General features: G+C 43.8%; 11 protein-coding genes. 4 read left to right on the top strand and 7 right to left on the bottom strand.

Annotation, left to right across the window (positions count from 1 at the left end):
• Nucleotides 1-58: 58 nt before the first annotated feature.
• Genes QTN47_RS20895 through QTN47_RS20885 form a run of 3 tightly spaced genes read left to right on the top strand, consistent with a single transcriptional unit; the run spans nucleotide 59 to nucleotide 3,775 of the window.
• The gene (locus tag QTN47_RS20895; protein WP_369331369.1) at nucleotides 59-1,210 is read left to right on the top strand and encodes a M24 family metallopeptidase; all 1,152 of its coding nucleotides are present in this window, start codon (nucleotides 59-61) and stop codon (nucleotides 1,208-1,210) included.
• Complete coding sequence (locus QTN47_RS20890) at nucleotides 1,203-2,114, top strand: hypothetical protein (RefSeq protein ID WP_369331368.1); 912 nt, start codon at nucleotides 1,203-1,205, stop codon at nucleotides 2,112-2,114. Before QTN47_RS20895 ends, QTN47_RS20890 begins: the two co-directional genes overlap by 8 nt.
• 29 nt (nucleotides 2,115-2,143) lie before the next feature.
• Nucleotides 2,144-3,775 carry a hypothetical protein gene (locus QTN47_RS20885; protein ID WP_369331367.1) on the top strand — a complete coding sequence of 544 codons (1,632 nt, stop codon included), beginning with the start codon at nucleotides 2,144-2,146 and terminating at the stop codon, nucleotides 3,773-3,775.
• A 267-nt stretch (nucleotides 3,776-4,042) separates the two neighbouring features.
• Here QTN47_RS20885 and QTN47_RS20880 read toward each other — a convergent pair whose 3' ends face one another.
• The 3 genes from QTN47_RS20880 to QTN47_RS20870 form a co-directional block, all read right to left on the bottom strand.
• The gene (locus QTN47_RS20880) at nucleotides 4,043-5,344 is read right to left on the bottom strand and encodes a hypothetical protein (RefSeq protein ID WP_369331366.1); all 1,302 of its coding nucleotides are present in this window, start codon (nucleotides 5,342-5,344) and stop codon (nucleotides 4,043-4,045) included.
• A 245-nt stretch (nucleotides 5,345-5,589) separates the two neighbouring features.
• Nucleotides 5,590-5,955: a plastocyanin/azurin family copper-binding protein gene (locus tag QTN47_RS20875; RefSeq protein ID WP_369331365.1), complete on the bottom strand. Its 366-nt coding sequence runs from the start codon at nucleotides 5,953-5,955 to the stop codon at nucleotides 5,590-5,592.
• Nucleotides 5,952-6,497, bottom strand: a complete 546-nt coding sequence (locus QTN47_RS20870) for a DUF4142 domain-containing protein (protein WP_369331364.1) — start codon at nucleotides 6,495-6,497, stop codon at nucleotides 5,952-5,954. The genes QTN47_RS20875 and QTN47_RS20870 overlap by 4 nt, the downstream gene beginning before the upstream one ends.
• Before the next feature lie 279 nt (nucleotides 6,498-6,776).
• On the opposite strand from QTN47_RS20870, the gene QTN47_RS20865 reads away from it, so the two are divergent.
• Nucleotides 6,777-7,436, top strand: coding sequence for an RNA polymerase sigma factor (locus QTN47_RS20865; RefSeq protein WP_369331363.1), 660 nt, complete (start codon nucleotides 6,777-6,779; stop codon nucleotides 7,434-7,436).
• A 518-nt stretch (nucleotides 7,437-7,954) separates the two neighbouring features.
• Here QTN47_RS20865 and QTN47_RS20860 read toward each other — a convergent pair.
• The 4 genes from QTN47_RS20860 to QTN47_RS20845 form a co-directional block, all read right to left on the bottom strand.
• On the bottom strand, nucleotides 7,955-8,917 hold the full coding sequence (locus tag QTN47_RS20860; protein ID WP_369331362.1) for a GDP-L-fucose synthase family protein: 963 nt from the start codon (nucleotides 8,915-8,917) through the stop codon (nucleotides 7,955-7,957).
• 68 nt (nucleotides 8,918-8,985) lie between these two features.
• On the bottom strand, nucleotides 8,986-15,369 hold the full coding sequence (locus QTN47_RS20855; protein ID WP_369331361.1) for a N,N-dimethylformamidase beta subunit family domain-containing protein: 6,384 nt from the start codon (nucleotides 15,367-15,369) through the stop codon (nucleotides 8,986-8,988).
• A gap of 163 nt (nucleotides 15,370-15,532) precedes the next feature.
• Complete coding sequence (locus QTN47_RS20850) at nucleotides 15,533-16,921, bottom strand: undecaprenyl-phosphate glucose phosphotransferase (protein WP_369331360.1); 1,389 nt, start codon at nucleotides 16,919-16,921, stop codon at nucleotides 15,533-15,535.
• A gap of 137 nt (nucleotides 16,922-17,058) precedes the next feature.
• The gene (locus QTN47_RS20845; protein ID WP_369331359.1) at nucleotides 17,059-17,958 is read right to left on the bottom strand and encodes a class I SAM-dependent methyltransferase; all 900 of its coding nucleotides are present in this window, start codon (nucleotides 17,956-17,958) and stop codon (nucleotides 17,059-17,061) included.
• Nucleotides 17,959-17,984: the final 26 nt, after the last annotated feature.

The following is a 17,984-nucleotide window of genomic DNA, read 5'->3' as shown; positions in this document are numbered from 1 at the left end:
AAACGACATTGAATTAACAAACATTCAATTCAGATATCATCCTCTTAAAAAAAGTAATTTGGAAAACAGGATTCAAAAATTAAAAGCAATACAAAAAGCGAAGAAACTGGATGCATTCCTTATCACTTCTTTTGCTTCGCTAAAATATTTGAGTGGCTATTTTTTTTATTTTGAGCACGGCTTGTCCCCGTTTCAATTGTTACCCGCCGCCCTGGTTGTTGGACCGGAGCTACAGGCCGGCCTTATACTTGCGGATAATGAAACACAGCAGTTGCCTTTTATTCACCCCGCTATTTCTATCAGTACTTATGAAAGCTACGTGTATCAAAAGGACATTGACGCCGTTAATCAATTCGTTTTTCAACTGGATGAAACTTTCAAACAGCTTGGAATAAAGACAGGCAGGTTGGGTGTTGAACCAAATGCGCTTCCGGCAAGCCTGCTGCTTTTCCTGGGTTCGCGGTATCCCGCGGTTGAACTGGTTGATATAACCGCCGATATAGCCGGCCTGAGGATCATTAAAGACGCAGATGAAATAGCACTTATCCGGCAGAGTGCCAGGCTAAGTGATATTGGGCAGTCAGCTGTGTTACGGCTTGCCCGGAGCGGTATGAGTGAGCTGGAACTTTTTAACCTCGTTCGGCGCCAAATAGAAGAAGCTGCCGGTACAAGGGTGCCGCTTATGGCAGACTTTGTTAGCGGGGCTTCAACAGCCACTGGCGGCGGATTGCCCACGAATAAAATAATCAACGAAGGCGATCTTATTCTCAGCGACTTTACGCCTTGCCTCAACGGATATTGGGGCGATTCCTGCAGCACCATTGCGGTGGGAATGCCAACAACCGAACAACAAAACACTTTCAATCTTGTAAGGGAGGCGCTCGAAATTGGGATCAACACCATTCGCCCGGGCGTGCAGGCAAAGGAGGTGGATAGCGCCATGCGTCGCCATCTTCAGGCGGCCGGAAACTTTGAACATCACGGCGGCCATGGTGTGGGAGTTGTTTATCATGAAGAACCCCGCATTACACCTTACAATACAATGCTATTACAACCGGGAATGGTCATCGCCCTGGAGCCTGCGGTGTATAAAGATGACTTTGGAATAAGACTGGAACACCTGGTAGCGGTAACGGATGACGGGTGCGAAGTGCTGACAACATTTAACCACTCTTTTGAACAGCAAACACAACCATCAGCGCATGTATGAAAAAATAAGTTACGGGGGCTGGCCCAACTGCATCAGGCTCTACAATGATCGCGTGGAGTTGATTGTTACCACTGATGTAGGTCCGCGCATCGTGAAATTCGGCTTTATAAATGGCCAGGATTTTTTATACCTGGTGCCGTCACACCGGGGCACTGCAGGTGGAGATGAGTGGCGCATTTACGGCGGACACCGTTTGTGGCTGGCACCGGAGGCCATACCATTTAGTTATAGCCCGGATAATGATATGGTGCAGTATTTTGCGTGTGACAATAATGTCACTTTGATCCAGCACAGGGAATCCGTTACAGGAATAGTAAAAGAAATGGATCTCACGCTATCCCGCGATTCGGCCGAGCTCACAGTGGTACATCGCGTAACAAACCAAAACGAGCGCGATGTGCAATTGTCCGTGTGGCCAATCACCATGCTCTCCCCCGGAGGCACGGCTATATTGCCGCAGGAGCCGTTTGGGGAAGGAGATGCTTATTTGTTGCCCGCACGCTCACTGGCGCTATGGCACTACACAAAAATGAATGACCCGAGATGGACATGGGGAGAGAAATATATCTGCGCAAAACAGGATGCCTTATACACATCGGAACAAAAAATTGGTGTAACCAACAGGCAGGGCTGGATGGCTTACTGTTTAAATAATGAAGTGCTGATTAAAAAAATCAGTTTTGATCCGTCGGCCGTATATCCCGATTACAACTGTAATAATGAGATCTACATTAATGGAAATTATCTTGAAATAGAAACACTTGGTCCTTTGTCGACGCTGGCGCCCGGTGAGACAATTGAACATACAGAGCACTGGTTGCTGGCTGAAGCAACACTACCCGGAACAGAGCAATCGATTGATGATATTCTTCTTCCCCTGGTCCGTTCTTTCGTTATTCAATAAAACATCTTTTAGCTTCTAAATGAATCAACATGCGTGCAACGATCAAATACAGCATCTTCTTTATTTTACCTTGTTTGTTGGGACTGCGCGTGGGCGCGCAATATTATACTGACAACACACTTTGTGGACACATTGTACAATTGGACGACAAAGGGAAACTACTTCCATGGAAAAATAATGCATCGAACGCTTATGATCATTTCCTCCGGCTCCGCTGGAATTTTATGGAAACAAAGGTGCCTATGAGCCCGGGGCCAGCACCACGGTCTTCTTATCCACAGTATTATTTTTATTGCGCTTTTATCGATTCGGACCATGGGCTGATGCCGGATAGCTGGATGAATGATGTTGGTGAAAAAATTCCGAACTGGTTTGAATCCGCAGTTTCCTTCTATGCCTACACGGGCGATATGAAACCGCTGACCATTACGAAAGGCTTGATAGATTATAGCCTTGCGCATGGAATAACCCCTGCCGGCTATACCTGGCCAGGGTTTCCACAGACAGGATCAGACGCCGGCGAGACCGAGTACCGCGGTTTTACCACCGCGAAAAGATTTTCAACTGACGATGTGCAGGTAGACCATGCCGGCGATATAGGTGCAACCTTTTATCGCGCTTATCTTTTTTACGGAGATAAAAAATACAAGGAAGCCGCGATCAATGTCGCCAATGTGCTGGCGAAAAAAATTGCTCCGGGCAATGCTACCCGGTCCCCCTGGCCTTATGTGGTAAACATGCGTACGGGGAAAGTAGTGTCTGATTATGGCACCAACTGGTTTGGTTGTATCAGGCTGTTAAAAATGCTGATAGCAGATGATGCCGGTGAAACAGGTGCTTATAAAACAGCATTGGAAAATGTGAGAGACTGGTTGTTGAAGTATCCCGTACAAAACGGTTTATGGGTAGATGGACATACGGATAATCTTACACAGGGCACACGCAATCTCAGTAATATGAGCGCCAGCAATGCAGGACTGTTTATTGCTGATTCCAGGGATTTTGATCCCGGATGGAAGAACACCCTTCCGCGTTTGATAAAATGGACAGAGGATAATTTCATCACCAAGTCTGCGCCCGGCGAGCCTTCCACGCTGTGGGGAGCCAACCTTGTAAGTGAGCAAGTTGATTTTATGCCAAAGATGGATTACCAAACCGCAAGATATGCTGCCCAATGCGCGGCCTGGTATGCAGTTTCAGGCGATGAAGTTTATAAAGAAAAAGCGTTCCGTTCTCTGAACTGGGTTACTTATTGCAATGATGAAAGTGGTAAGGCCTTTGAAAGCCCTGTGAGTAAAGATGTGCATTCGTGGTGGTCCGATTGCTATGGCGAAGGCCCCAGGATGTTTTACCATGTGTTTGCCGCCATTCCCGAATGGGCGCCTGCACATGAAAACCATATTCTTTATTCAACAAGCGTTTTGACGGATGTGGTTTATAGCCACAAGAACGTTACCTATAAAGCGAGGGAAAAAGACGGCACGGATTACCTGCGCCTTTCTTTTAAACCAGTTGAAATAACCCTTGATGGAGAAAAGATTTTAGACACTTTAAGGGGTGGGCATGATAGTTATACAATAAAAAATCTTGGCAATGGTGATTATGCTTTACGGGTAAACAGGGTGCGCTCGGGCAAGGTTGTTATAAGTATTGTCAAATAGAAAATAGAAATGCATTCGACTATTAAGTCAAGTTACTATTAAAAACCATGAGCCACCACCGGCAAAGCATGCTGCTGGTTATGTTTGTTATCACCTGGATTTGCTTCGCTACAACCGAAGCCGATATTGATGTAATGTTGATTTGAAATTTGAAAAACAATATAATTGAAACGCAGATGAATAAGTTAATCGGAACACAAAAAAAGATATAAGGTCTCTCATTTATAAAGAACGCATATCTTTTTTTGAACAATTAAAAAGTCAATGTTAAAGTGATTTAAGATATTCCGCCAGGTCTTGTTTCTCCGATAGGGTCAAATGCAGACTCTTCTGATTATTATAATGGTTAATCACATCAGGGATTGTTGCAAACCTGCCATCATGATAAAAACCGCCTTTTGCTCTTGCAAATAACCCTGCTAATGGAGTGGTGCGGTACTTGCCGGTAGGAGAACGTTTTGCCTCAAAATCATCAATACCTGTTTCAGCAGGAGTATGCAAAATGGTTGCTGGATTTTTATATAACTGTGGTGAGTGGCAGGATGCGCATTGTGCTTTATTCATAAATATCCCCTTGCCACGGCCTGCTGCTGCTATATCAAAACTACCAGCCGGTGGCCTGGGTGCGTCAATAGAATGTTGATATGCTTTTAATGCAGGCAGTTTAGATGTTATAAGGTCAGGTGTATTCATTACATTGAAAAAATTATTTTCAACTGCAATCGGATATTTAACCGGGTCGTTCAATCGCGGGTCCGAGAAATTTCCTTTACCATGCATTTCCAGGTTAGCCACAAATGCATTCCAGTAGCTGATATCACCCCACCCGGTATAAGTGGTAAGTGCTACATCCTTTAATCCAAAAGCAGCCGGAATAAGATTAGCAGCAACTCCGCCATCAGGACGTAAAGCTTTTCCATCCATAAATAATATAGCTCCAAATTTACCCGGTCCCCACATTCCAAGAACTGTGCGTAGTGTTGTTTCATCAACATGCAACATATTCGCAATCGGTTGTGCATTGTCGGTTAATGAAATGATTTTGCCCACGTTCAGATCCCTGTTAGGCCACCCATCCAACCTTTTACCTATACCGGGTGCAAATGAATTGTCTACTGTTGAATGACAGGCTGCACACGTAATGCCGATTGATGTTAAAGAACCCTTTTCATTAAATGTACCCTTGACACCTACTACTGAATTAAATTTTAAAAGAACAAGTGTAGTTGCCGGATCATCCAGATTAACTGTGCCGGACCGGATGCCTGCCACTACATCTGCCGGCAACGATTCCGCATCCACTTTTAGGCCCACTGCCAGTGCTGTTCGTGGGCTTACCCCACCACCAAATCCGCCATTGGCTGCTCCGGCAATCGCTTTGTCAATATGAAGCAGGTTACTCCAAAAATCCTCATCACCGAAAGTGTCAAAGCGAAAAATATTTTTTCCATCGGTAACTAAACCAGGATCGGTATGTTCAGGACTGCTGTCGTTACTTTTTTTGCATTGAGTTAAGCAGACAACCGCTGAGGATATCAGTGCTATGATTATTTGTTTTTTGTATCTCATAATAGTATTGTTTAATTATGATTTCATCTATGCCTGGCCAATCTTTATTCCTGCCGTTTATCTCTTCATTAGAGATTTTGATGACAGAAAGGTTACATTCAATTCAGCTATTTTTTCTGTAGAATATCAAGGTTAAAATTTGACAGGGTATGAATTAAAAGACAAACGCTCCGCAGGAAGCGAAGCGTTTGTTGTCCATTATCAAAAGCAACCAACAATAACATACCAGCCACTTTCACAAAATATCACTCAACTATTATCTTACCTTTCATCACCGCATGCAGACTGCAGTAATAGTTTGCAGATGCTGTAACTTTCAGTTTCCAGCTTTGCTCTGGTTGCAGGGGAGACGAAGTCCATGCCTTTGAAGACGCTTCTGTTATATCGTGAGCAACAAGATCATGATTTATAAATGTTATTGAATCTCCCTTTTTCACCTTGATTTCTGCAGGTGAGAAAACCATTTGGCGTATTTCAACGATATGTGTTTGTGGTGCCCTTTCAGCTACAGGGCCTGCCTCGCCGTTTTTTCTACCCGAACAACTACCCAACACTACTAAGGCGAAGAGAAAATAAGTAACCCTTTTAAATATCCTATTCAGGTTTTTCATTCAACGATCTTTTTTTGTAACATTTCTGCATGTGAAAGATGTGTTTTTAATGCGGGTACTACATTCTGTAATAATGATTTTACTTCTGAATTATCTGTCTCCGGAATGAGTACTGTTTCTACTACTGAAATAACAGCTTTATGATAAGCCACTTCATTATTAATATAGGCCTTGTCAAATTCTTTCCCTTTCTTGGGACGTAATTCTTTCTTTGTTTTTTCGGCGTCATCCAACAATTTTTTAGTAAGACTGTTAGTTTGCGGCGTGACTTTTAGCTTAGTTACCAGGGCTACAGCCTGCGCAATAACTGCTTTGTGGTCATTTGTCATTGTCTTTGCAAAATTCAATACATCATCATTTTTTGAATTTGCCAAGGCGATCTGTGCATAGTCTATATCAATCTGATTGGCAGTAACAGCTACTGAAGCTACTTCAGGGTCGGATAGTTTGAGCGGTTGCTGGGCTATAGCCGGAATGGAGAACAACATTAAGCCAGTAATAGCAATTGTTGCTACAACCCCTACGGGTTCTTTTCTTTTCATTTTTAATTTATTTGTGTGTTCTTAATACTAATTAGAGTAAACAGAAGGAGAAAGGTTACAGGATGCCTGGGATTTTATTTTTCTATTTCATTGCAATGTGTATGAACATATACATAATTACAATGTTTCTTCATCCGCGTTTAATATCATTCCTGTTTCTGTTGTTTCTATAATTCAGTTGATGAGTGGGAGAGAAGGAAAAAGATTGCAAAAAATACTGCAGTATTTTTGTAACCTTTTTTTGTAGCACACACTCTAATACAAGTATCAATAACCAAAATGAATCACGAAGAAATGAGTGAAACAACCACCACATCAGACGGCGAGTTGATAACCAGGATATTACAGGGAGAGAAAGACCTTTATGCGTTTATTGTACGCCGGTATAACCAGCGGCTCTTCAAGGTGGGTATCTCTATCCTTAATGACGATACGGAGGTTGAAGATGTCATGCAGGTGACTTATATCAATGCTTATGAGAATCTTGGCAAGTTTGGCTTTAAAGCAAGTTTTTCCACGTGGCTTACAAGAATACTGATTAATGAGTGCTTATTACGTTTAAAAAAGAGGGGTAGCACCATCACAATGAATGATGATAATATGGAACGTGAATGGCAATATCGACTGGCAGGTGAAACCCAAACTCCAGCGACTAAAGTTCTTAACTCAGAACTGAAAACGATATTGGAGGAAGCTATCCGTAAACTGCCCGAAATATACAGAACCGTTTTTGTTATGCGTGAGATTGAAAATATGAATGTTGCTGAAACACAAGCGTGTCTTTCTATCAGCGAAGTGAACGTAAAGGTGAGATTAAACCGTGCCAAAGCATTGTTGAGAGACTTGCTTTCTAATTATTACAGAAAAGAAGATATTTTCAATTTTCACCTTTCCAGGTGCGACAGAATGGTAGACAAGGTGATGAGTCAAATTAAATAATTCTCAAAAGGTTATTAAAGCCTGTTCCAGGTCAAAGAGAGTATCTCCCGGGCCTTTCAATCCTGCACGCTCATCCTGAATTTCCTGCTGCTCATTCAACGCTCTCTTATGCTTCCGTAACTGTACTAACACATTACCTTGGTAATGTTGCATTCCCCGATCATATGAATGATGATGCAGGCCTTGCTTCCCGTTATTTTTTAAGTTTTATGGCAGCAGTAACGAAAGCTGGAAATTCACGATTCTAAGGTGGCGTAACTTTTTATCTTCTATTAAAACAGGCGTAATCTGCGGCACCACTGTTAGTAAAAATGTAGTGGCGGCTACAAAACAACAAAGCCAGCAAAAATAGACTTTGCTGGCTTTGTTGTTTTTGAATTCCTTTTGCGTTAACTAAATGGGTTGTTTCTTTATCTGTGAATTGGTTGCGAGAGCATCTGTTAGTGTTCTTGTAAGCTTTGAATTTTGGGTCGCTCTTTGCGGGATGGCAAGTGCATCCTGATAATGAAAAATGCCTGTTAACTATAATAAGCAACCTTCGCTTTCTCCATATCAAAGTCTATATCCTTTATTTCTTCATATACAACCTTTAACCCTTGTTCAAGTGGCGTTGTGGCATGCCAGTCAAGCGCATTGAGCTTACTTACATCCAGGAGTTTACGAGGCGTACCGTCGGGCTTGGATGTATCAAAGTATATATTTCCTGTGTATCCGGTGATCCCCGCAATAGTGAGAGCGAGGTCATGAATCGTGATGTCTTTTCCCGTGCCAATATTTATTACTCCGGCGCTATCGTAGGTATTCATCAAAAATATACAGGCATCCGCCAGATCGTCTACATGCATAAATTCACGCAAAGCTTTTCCTGTTCCCCAAAGCTCAACAAAGGGATCGTTATTTCTTTTAGCAAGAATAAACTTCCTCAATAATGCTGGCAGCACGTGTGATTTTTCCGGATCAAAATTATCGTTGGCGCCGTACAAATTGGTTGGCATTACTGAAATGAAATTGCATCCGTATTGCGCCCTGTATGCGTCGCAAAGTTCAATTCCTGCGATTTTTGCCACGGCATATGGCTGATTTGTTGGTTCCAGCATACCGGTTAAAAGATATTCTTCCTTTAATGGTTGTGGCGCCAGCCTTGGATATATACAGGACGACCCTAAAAACATCAACTTGTCAACGCCCGACAACCATGATTGGTGTATAACATTGGCTTCAATTGCCAGGTTATCGTAGATAAACTCAGCGCGGTAAGTGTTGTTTGCCATAATGCCACCAACCTTTGCAGCGGCCAGAAAAACATATTCCGGCTTTTCGCTTTCAAAAAAATCTGCAACGGACTGTTGATTCCGCAGGTCCAGTTGTATGGACGTTCTGGTAACAATATTATGGTAGCCCTGTTTATAAAGCAATCTTACCAACGATGAGCCGACCATGCCTTTATGGCCGGCTACGAATATTCTTGAAGAAGTTTTCATGGAAAGCGTTTTAGAATTGTTTATTTAAAGTGACGTTGTTCGTCCGGACCGGCCGGAAGAACGTCTTTCTACTGCTTAATTATCCGTAGTGATATAACTTCTTTGCCCTGTTGAATATTTACAATGTAAACTCCTGGCTGTAGATTTTCGCCGAAGCGTATTGCGCCGGTGATAACGCCCTTAGATGAATATACCGGTCTGCCCAGGATGTCGGAAACAGTTACTGTCACCTCCTTATCGTCTGTTCCTTTAACAACAAGACTGAAATCGCTGGCGCTAGGATTCGGTGAAACGCTGGCGTCAAATTTTGATGTGCTCGCTACAACAGAATCCATTGCGGAAGATTGCCTTATGGAAGTTTCTCCTGATCCGATTCTTGCACCGGCAATACATGGTGTATTTGATTGCGTGATTTTTACGTTTATGCTGGCAAGTGTTGGGCACAACGTTGTTTGGGCATATATGGTATATGTGCCTGCTTTAAGACCAGTAAATATTGGGCTTGCCTGGAATGTTCCTGTTGTGCCAAGGCGATACAGATAAGTTCCGCTTTGCCCGGTTGCAGATACGGTTACTGATCCGTTTGAACCGCCGGAGCAGCTTACATTTGTCTGGCTGGCTATGGAGAGTTTCAGCGCCGCGGGTTGTGATATCGACACTGAAAGTGCACTTGGAGAAACGCAGCCAACGTTGTCCATGGCATATATTTTAGCAGATCCTGCCGGTAATCCGGTAATCGTTGGTGAAGTTTGGAATGTTCCGCTAACGCCATTCCTGAATTGGTAAGGCGCTGTTCCACCGGTACCGGATACAGTGGCAGTTCCGTCTGAACCTCCATTGCAGGATGTATTTGTTTTTGAAATCAATACTGCCTTAACTACAGCGGGCTGTGTGATGGTTACGGTTAATGCAGTGGGAGAAATACAACCCACGGAGTCTTGTGCATAAACTTTGTAACTACCAGCGGCAAGATTACTGAAAGTAGGCGAGCTCTGGAATGTACCTGTGGTGCCAATTCTGAATGTATAAATTGATCCGGTTCCACCGGTGCCCGATACTGTCAGAGAACCTGTGGCCACTCCATAGCAGGTAAGATTTGTCTGACTAACCAGTACTACCTTGACCGCGGTTGGTTGTGTGATTGTCACAACTAAACTGCCTGTTCCGCCGCATCCCAGGTCATTTGCATAAACGGTGTAGCTGCCGGCTCTCAGGTTCATAAATGTCGGGCTTTGCTGATAAGTGCCTGTGCTACCCAGTTTATATTGATAAGGACCGGTGCCGCCGCTTGCGGTTACGGTTAATGTTCCGTTGGAACCTCCATTACAGGTTACAGCGCTTTTTGCAGAGAGGGCAACTGTAACAGTTGTGCTAACGGTAATTTTTGCTGAATCGGATGTAATGGAGCCTGCACTGTTCGACCACACGGCTCTGTATCGTGTACCGTTGATCGTTGTTGATGCAGTTACTGTTAGAATTGTGTCTTTTGCACCGGTTATATTGCTCCATGTTGTTCCGGTGGTGCTTGACTGCCATTGAACGGTTGGAGCAGGTGTTCCTGTTGCTGTGGATTTAAATGTAATTACTGCGCCGGGACAAGCAGCTTTTGATTGTGGCTGCAGTGTAATTACCGGTGCTGAGTTTGGAACCGGTACATTGAAGGTTAACGAATCGGGAGCAACCGGGCTGCTTGAACTGTTTGCTGCTTTATCTGCTGATGTAACACGGTAGTAATAGGTTGTTCCAAAAGTAAGACCGTTAATTACCATGGTATGAGAGGTGACTAATGCTGTGTCTGATACCATGTTGGTTAATGGCTGGCCGGCAGGAGCGTAGTTTACTTTTGAGCTGGCAGCTTCATTTGTAGTCCACTTAATGGTTGCGCTGTCTGCTGATACAGTGGCGGTAACGGCAGTAATTTGCGGAGCTGAATTGTCAGCAGTTCCATAGTTAGCTGTATAATCACCTGTTGTAGCAGTAAAGAAAGCGTAGTTTATACCCTTAATTACTTCGGTACGATAGGTAACAGCAGCTCCATTCCTTGTAATGCTGCTTAACATACCCGCTGCTGATGCATGTGGGATCATACATTGAAGGTTGCGCGCATCAGCTCCGGCAGTTAGCGTAAAAGTAAGCGATGATCCATTCCACGACATGTTGGTATATGATACGGCATTTCTTGCATCCAGCCAGTCAAGCATTTGTTTGGCGGAAACAACGGGCACACTGTGTGCTTTGGCTGATGCAACAATTGCATTTGCACCCGGATGATCGGGATTGTCGAAATGCATGTTGGCTGTAAACACGCCATAGTAGCCTTCCGGACCTGTTGCCTTATCTAAAAGCGTGTCAATAAAATTGGGGAACGTAAGATTGGATTCATCAGGCATTTGAGTGGTTAGCTGGTAGCAGTCAATTAATTCACCGTTGATCTTTGCAAACCGCATTGGAACTCCGGAGCCTGTAAACATGCCTGACATGCCATGTATCCATGCATCTGGCCAGTAATAGTAGTTGGCATCAAGCCTTATACCGTTAGCAACTTCAACTTCAGGTACCGTGCTCCAGTTGCTCCACGTTATGCAGTGATTGCGGTTGGTGGAAGGTGTGGGTACACCCGGTAAGGTGCTGCTGAAGGCGCTCATCTGATCGGTAATAAATGACTGGTATTGGGTGGCCGTAACGTTACCACAGTTGGTGTTTACGTGCAGTGCAACTTCAAAGCCAAGACTATCATAATGTTTAGCGAGTGCATTGGTAAATGTGGAGCCAACATAAAGATAGCCGGTGGATCGTATGCATTCCCAATCCTTCACGGAACAAGCCGTAGGACTTTCAGAAATGTTGATGTCAAACCGCGGCTGCATGCCAGCATCTCCGTGATCATCTCCGGTCATTACGACAGCAGCTTTAAAGCCTTTCGGAAGGAACCAAAGTCTAGGAAGTGGTTTCCTTTTCAAACTGTTTTTAATGATAAGGTTAGCAAGTAAATGTTGCTGTTCATCTGCCTGCGGGATAGCAATTTTGCTGAAGTCGATCCAGTCCGGGAAGAATTGATCATCTGAGCGGATAGGATCAATCTGTCCGTCACGTTTTTGGCCTGCCCATGCAGGATTGCCCTGCCTTGTATAAATGACTGATTTCGCCAGGTCATATGTAAACGCCACTGCTGTTCCTGTTCCGGCAGTTTTAATTGTTACCGCCGGATATGTGGTTGCAGTATTAGCATCACTGAATAACGTAGCCAGGCTTGTCGCGCCGTTCAGGTTGTAAAGATCTGCCGTGCCGTGGTATTGTATTGTCTGGCTCACAATGCCTCTTGTGGAGATTGTAGAGGTATCAACTTTTATGTATTTGTCACTTAATGTTGAACCCGTTTGTGTAATTCCCAATAAAGCTGATAGCTGTGCATTGGGTCTGAATGCAATCAGTGTGCCGCCGGCGTTGGTCCAGTCGCTGAACATAGTTGCCTGTGCCGATGAAATACTCATCTCGCCCAGTACCACTACATCATAGCTGTTAAGAACAGATGTAGTTACCTGGGAAATATCCATCGCGTTAAATTCATTCAAGCCTTCAGCTCTTAAAATCTCAACTGTGTATCTGCTGAAAGGATTGGTTGGATCGCTCACGATAAGAATAGGACCACCCGTGCCGTTGGTTGGTGGCGGCGGCGGAACAGCTTGTGTTGTAAAGGAAAAACTGGTGTCAGCACTCAGCGCATTTCCTGCGAGATCTTTAATGGCCGGATTGGAGCTGCCGCCTTTTGCTACCACCGTATATTTTTTTGAATAGGCCAGGTTTGCAATTGGTTTTAAAGTGGCAGTGTTTGCCTGGTTGTCATAGGTGATGTTCGCCGGAACAGCTGCGCCGGAAGAATCAAGCAACATAAAGGTAGACGCCGTAATCGATGATGTGTTGATCGGTTCATCAAATGTTAGCGTTACAGCCGTGCTTACATTTACTTTGGTTGATCCGTTATCCGGTGCAGTAAATGCAATGTCAGGAGGAGTTATATCCGGTCCTGCCTGGGTTTCAAAAACCACGTCTACCCAATAGTTGGTTGACTGGTAAAAATCGGTAGGAAATACAGGCGTTGGACTGTACTTGTATACACCATTAGGCCCGTCAATATTTGTGGCGAGTGCGGAAAGAGGACCGTTAGTCACCGTGCTCGTGAAGTAGGGATTGGTATTGGCATAGTCTCCGGAGCTGCTGAATATCGAAGCGACATACGTAACACCTGCTGTTATAGCTACAGAGGTTGAAAACTTCGCCTCTTGCCAGCCGGAAGCTGTTTCATTGTTAAAAGTTATTTGCGCAAGGGATGCGCCGCTGGATGACCATAAGTGGCCAATATGTGTTCCTGTTGTGCCTGCGCCCTTATAGTATCTAACGCCTGTTATAAACCCGCTTGTGTTGGATCTGAACTTGAATCCAATTTCAATAGAAGTACCATCGTTATCCTTTGCTATAGCGGGCACGTCAGTTGGTTGAAATACATTGCAGGGGCAATTGGGTTCTGATGGATTGTAAACTTTTACGTTCACGGTATTGGCTCCGCTTTCTGAGCCCATGGCTTCAATATTTCCATTGTCATCAAAACTTCTGCTGTGAATGGTGACTGAACCGGTTGTAGTTGGTGTCCATGAATAACTCCAGTTTGTTGTTCCGTCAGCTCTTTGCCACGTTACGCCGCCATCTGTTGAAATTTCAACCCCGGCAACAACACCGCCTCCGTCATCTGCTGCGGTACCACTAATTACCACAGCAGTACCGGTAGGCAGCAGTGCACTGGCAGCAGGCGTTGCAATAACAGACGAAGGAGCGATCAAGTCTGTAGACATGGTTGCAATTGTTAACGGGCTTTGCAGGCTAGCAGGTTGCACGCCCATATCTGCAAACAGGTTAACAGTAGCCTGCTGCATGCGGGGGTCTTCAACAGAACCGCCGCGATCGTGAACCCCGTCAAGTCCCCAGGACCACTGTACAGTTCCTGCGCCAAAAACCAATGCTCCGCTTGCATGCCTATATAGGGATAATGCATGTTTGTCGTTGCCAATAGCTGTGCTTGATAGTCTTATGCGTCCAGCCGGGTAATAAGATTCGTATTGTTCAAAATCACACTCATAGCCAAGTGTGCCGGCTGATAATGTTGCCGTTTGTCCTGCTCCGAGTGAAGCAATTGAAGTATTGCGCCAGAAACGTAAATTTTTATAGGTATCCGGAACTGTAATAGCCCCGGTATAATCTTTCCAGCTAATTTGTCCGGTTAACCCGTTTTCCGGTTTGCAGCCATCTGCATTCGGATATTCGCACCCGGCGCGCCAAAGGCCTGTCCATACGTTGGGAAGCGGATCGCATTTACCACCACATACATTCTCACCCAGTGTTCCTTCCTTATAGCAAACAAGCGTTCTGTATGAAGTGGCGGAGCCATCTGTACTCGCTTCATAACGTGTTTTCCAATAGATTTCATTGCCGCTGAAAAACGCCAGATGCACACCTGCGTTTCTTGCAGCTGTGACATTTGCTACTTCCTGACCGGACCAGTACTCATCGTGGCCAACAGACAGGAAGACTTTGTGATTCCTGATCAGATCACCTCTTCTGTCTGCATCTACATTTGATGTATATGAAACATCAAAGCCATTTTTTTCTAACCATCTTATCATTGGGTACTCGGCATTGAAAACCCAATCTTCAGCTATGCCGCCTTCACCTGCATCGCCGCCATTACGTGTATAGAATGGCCGGTTGTAACTTACTTTTGTTGCGTGGTTAAATCCCGGAACGGCCGTTCCCGAATTGTTTTCGTAGAGGCTGTTGCCTCCATAGTTGTTATAAGCCTGCCAGGTGCCGTCCGATGTTTTAAAATACAGATCTGAAGTGCTTGCATCATCTCTTACAACAAAAGTGATGTGGCTGGATCCGTTGTTATCCGCACGGGTTAGCTTAGCAATGTAAATGCCCGAAACCGCCGTCGCAGGCACATCCCAGTGCGCAGATTCATTCCAGTTGCCGCAATCTGTCAGACCTGTAGCAACATCATACAGATCATTTGGTTGCGTTTGCGGAAGTGTTGCTGTAATAACGCCGGTGCCAACTTTTCTTGCACCGTTGCCCTGGTAGTAACCAATGCGGTAGATGTCGATTGAATAATTGCTCGCGTTGGTCTTAATTTTAAAATGCACCGTTTCTCCCTTATTGACACTAATGTCTGTAGCAAACCCCTGTATGCTTAAATCGCCCGCACCTTGTATATCCCATTGTGCAGAAGGGTTTCCGGGTAACTGGTTTTCTGTAACGATAGCATTTTGAGCGTTAACTGCATGCGCCGTAAACAAGACGACGATGCATGAAATAACTCTAAAACACAGGTTTAGTGCCAGTCGCAGATTGCGAACTGAATGAAAGTACTTTTGTTGGAAAAATAGTTTCGCTGTTTTCATAGCAAGAAAGTTTTTTAAAACGTAAGAGATAGTGCACACGTAAATAAGGAGTGGTGGCGATAAATGGCAGCAGGTTTAAAAGAGGGACGCGAAGCCCGAAGGCTCTACGCCCCATTCTTCATGACAAATAAAACCGTGTTCTCATGAATAAAAATATGCAGGTCTAGAATGCATTTTTGTCGCCTTTAATTGTGTTTATGACTGTTAGAAGAATTATTTTCAGATCAAGCCAGATACTCCAGTTTTCCAGGTATTGCAGATCGTACCGGATCCTGTTCCGTAAATTATCTGCAGATGTAATTTCCCCTCTGTATCCGTTTATCTGGGCCCAGCCGGTTATGCCCGGTTTTACGAGATGTCTTGACATATATTGATGCAGGTTCTGAGAATATTGTTCTGTGTGTTTAAGCATGTGCGGACGCGGACCAACGATGCTCATCTGACCTTTTAATACATTTAAGAATTGCGGAAACTCGTCCAGGTTAGTATGACGGAGAAACTTTCCTAACCGGGTAAAGCGCTCATCGTTTTTAGTAGCCTGTTTCTCATTCGCAGAGTTATTGACTCTCATGCTTCTGAATTTAATACAGGGAAACGGCAGGAGATTTTTGCCGCTGCGCATCTGTATGAAAAAGATGGGGCCTTCGGAATCCATAAGTATTAAAATGCCGATGAGTGGCATCAACCATGAAAGAATGAAGATCATAACTGCCAGGCTAAATAAAATATCAAACAATCGTTTTAAGATCCGGTTGCTCAAGTCTTCTAATGGTTCTTTACGTAGAGATATTACCGGCATGCCATGCATATAATCCATATGAAACTGTTGCTTAAAAAAAACACTCATATCCGGTACTATGCGGAAATGTATGCAGTGTTGTTCCGCTTCTTCTATAAGATGATAAATAGCTGAATTCTGCTCAGGAGCAATGCTTGAATATATTTCGGTAACATGTAGCTTTTTACATGTTTCTATCGTATCCGTGATACTGCTGATGATGGGATAGTGGAACAGTTCCTGTTGGTTCTCCGGCTCGTCGCAAATGCCGATGATCTTTTTGTTGACTGCTGACCTTTCGAGCGACTCAATAATTTTTTTTGAAAGACTGTTGAAGCCAATTACTACAACGTTACTAAGAATATGTTTTTGTTTGCTATAATAGCTATATACGCCAAGATATAGTATTCTGTTTATCGCTAGTGAAATAAAAAGTGAACAGGTGAAATATATTACTGCGCCAAGCGGTATGTGAATAGCCTTGAGAAGCAGGGAAAAAAATACAGAAGCAATAACAAAATATAAAAAGCTCCTTTTGGTTTTTTGCACCAGGCTGTAAAATGAAATTATTTGATCGGCATTATACACGTGCACAGTGTAAGTAATAGAGATCCAGATAAAAAGCAAGCAGATTCCATTTTCGAAAAAGTTAGCCTCAGGAAAGAATATTGTTCCTTTTAATAAAAAATATTCTGTTACGAAAAGACTTCCACAAACTACCAGGTCAAGAAGAAAAAGCACAACCTGCAGGTGATATATAAAGCGGCTGTTCATTGCAGTTGTTTTATAGCCGAAAAGCTTATTGAAAGTGGGTTGATAACTTTAGTGAAAATTAGCCTGAAGTGCAAGGAGTGACTTACACCTGAAAACTTACTCCTGACACCTGATGCCTGAAACCTTACACCTCATTGCTATTCAAAAGCCGGTTCGTTGTATGTGGCTGATTTCTTTGCAACGCACATTAGTGAAAGAGCGCTTTTTTCGCTATTGGGATTTCTTCCTGACAAAACATTTCCAAGCCTGTATTTAAAAGCGGCTTTATCTTTTTTGCCTTGCAATATTTCTGCACCAATATTGTGATTGTGGGGAAATACTCTTACAGAAAACCCTTTTGTTTCCAGTGTGTTTTTGAAAAGTTCTTTTGTTACACCATCGCCCGGTTTATGATGTGTTTCGCAAGCTAGCCCCCAGTATTGCTGATTAGTTGTTTTATGAAATCCATGTCCAATGATCTTATACCATATCAGCCGGCTGTTCCAGAGTAATTTTGCCAAACCTTTGTAGTTCCATGCGCTCAGCTGAGGATCGTGGTCGGTAACCAGTAATCCGCCCGGTTTTACCAATCTTGCTGCTTCTCTCAACACGGTCTCCATATCATCACAATGGTGAAGCGCAGCATTTAACGCTACAACGTCTGCAAACCCTGATTTGAATGGAAGGTTCGCAGCGTCTGCTAAAAGCGGCGTGTAACCCATTTTTGCAGCCATTTCGAGAGACTTTGGCGCTATGTCAACACCGATCAGTAATTTGGGAGTTCCCTGAAGAGAGGCAAAAATATTTCCCGGACCACAGCCTATGTCCAGAACAATTTTGTTGGACCAGTCACCAACTGCCGCTTTCCACCGTCCTATAAATTCATCGCTCCTGTGACAATAAAAAAGATATTCTTCGGCCCATTCAGGATGATTAAAATAATACGAATTTGCCCAAAACGTTTTTGACCTGTTAGGATCAATGGGCGTGACCAATAAATTATTTTCTTCTTTAACATCTGCGCCGGGGAGAAGATAGGTGGCGATTTTTTTCAACATATATTTAACGGTTTAAAATTGAAACG

It is taken from the genome of Danxiaibacter flavus (assembly GCF_041060425.1).
Lineage (GTDB): Bacteria > Bacteroidota > Bacteroidia > Chitinophagales > Chitinophagaceae > Danxiaibacter > Danxiaibacter flavus.
The sequence above is the reverse complement of the archived record's forward strand: the minus strand, read 5'-3'. Positions and strand labels throughout refer to the sequence as shown.

Excerpts from the sequence above, each read along its gene's own strand:
- QTN47_RS20875 (WP_369331365.1), bottom strand. The coding sequence starts at position 5,955 with ATGAAAAACCTGAATAGGATATTTAAAAGGGTTACTTATTTTCTCTTC.
- QTN47_RS20855 (WP_369331361.1), bottom strand. The coding sequence starts at position 15,369 with ATGAAAACAGCGAAACTATTTTTCCAACAAAAGTACTTTCATTCAGTT.
- QTN47_RS20870 (WP_369331364.1), bottom strand. The coding sequence starts at position 6,497 with ATGAAAAGAAAAGAACCCGTAGGGGTTGTAGCAACAATTGCTATTACT.
- QTN47_RS20885 (WP_369331367.1), top strand. The coding sequence starts at position 2,144 with ATGCGTGCAACGATCAAATACAGCATCTTCTTTATTTTACCTTGTTTG.
- QTN47_RS20890 (WP_369331368.1), top strand. The coding sequence starts at position 1,203 with ATGTATGAAAAAATAAGTTACGGGGGCTGGCCCAACTGCATCAGGCTC.
- QTN47_RS20865 (WP_369331363.1), top strand. The coding sequence starts at position 6,777 with ATGAATCACGAAGAAATGAGTGAAACAACCACCACATCAGACGGCGAG.
- QTN47_RS20850 (WP_369331360.1), bottom strand. The coding sequence starts at position 16,921 with ATGAACAGCCGCTTTATATATCACCTGCAGGTTGTGCTTTTTCTTCTT.
- QTN47_RS20845 (WP_369331359.1), bottom strand. The coding sequence starts at position 17,958 with ATGTTGAAAAAAATCGCCACCTATCTTCTCCCCGGCGCAGATGTTAAA.
- QTN47_RS20860 (WP_369331362.1), bottom strand. The coding sequence starts at position 8,917 with ATGAAAACTTCTTCAAGAATATTCGTAGCCGGCCATAAAGGCATGGTC.
- QTN47_RS20880 (WP_369331366.1), bottom strand. The coding sequence starts at position 5,344 with ATGAGATACAAAAAACAAATAATCATAGCACTGATATCCTCAGCGGTT.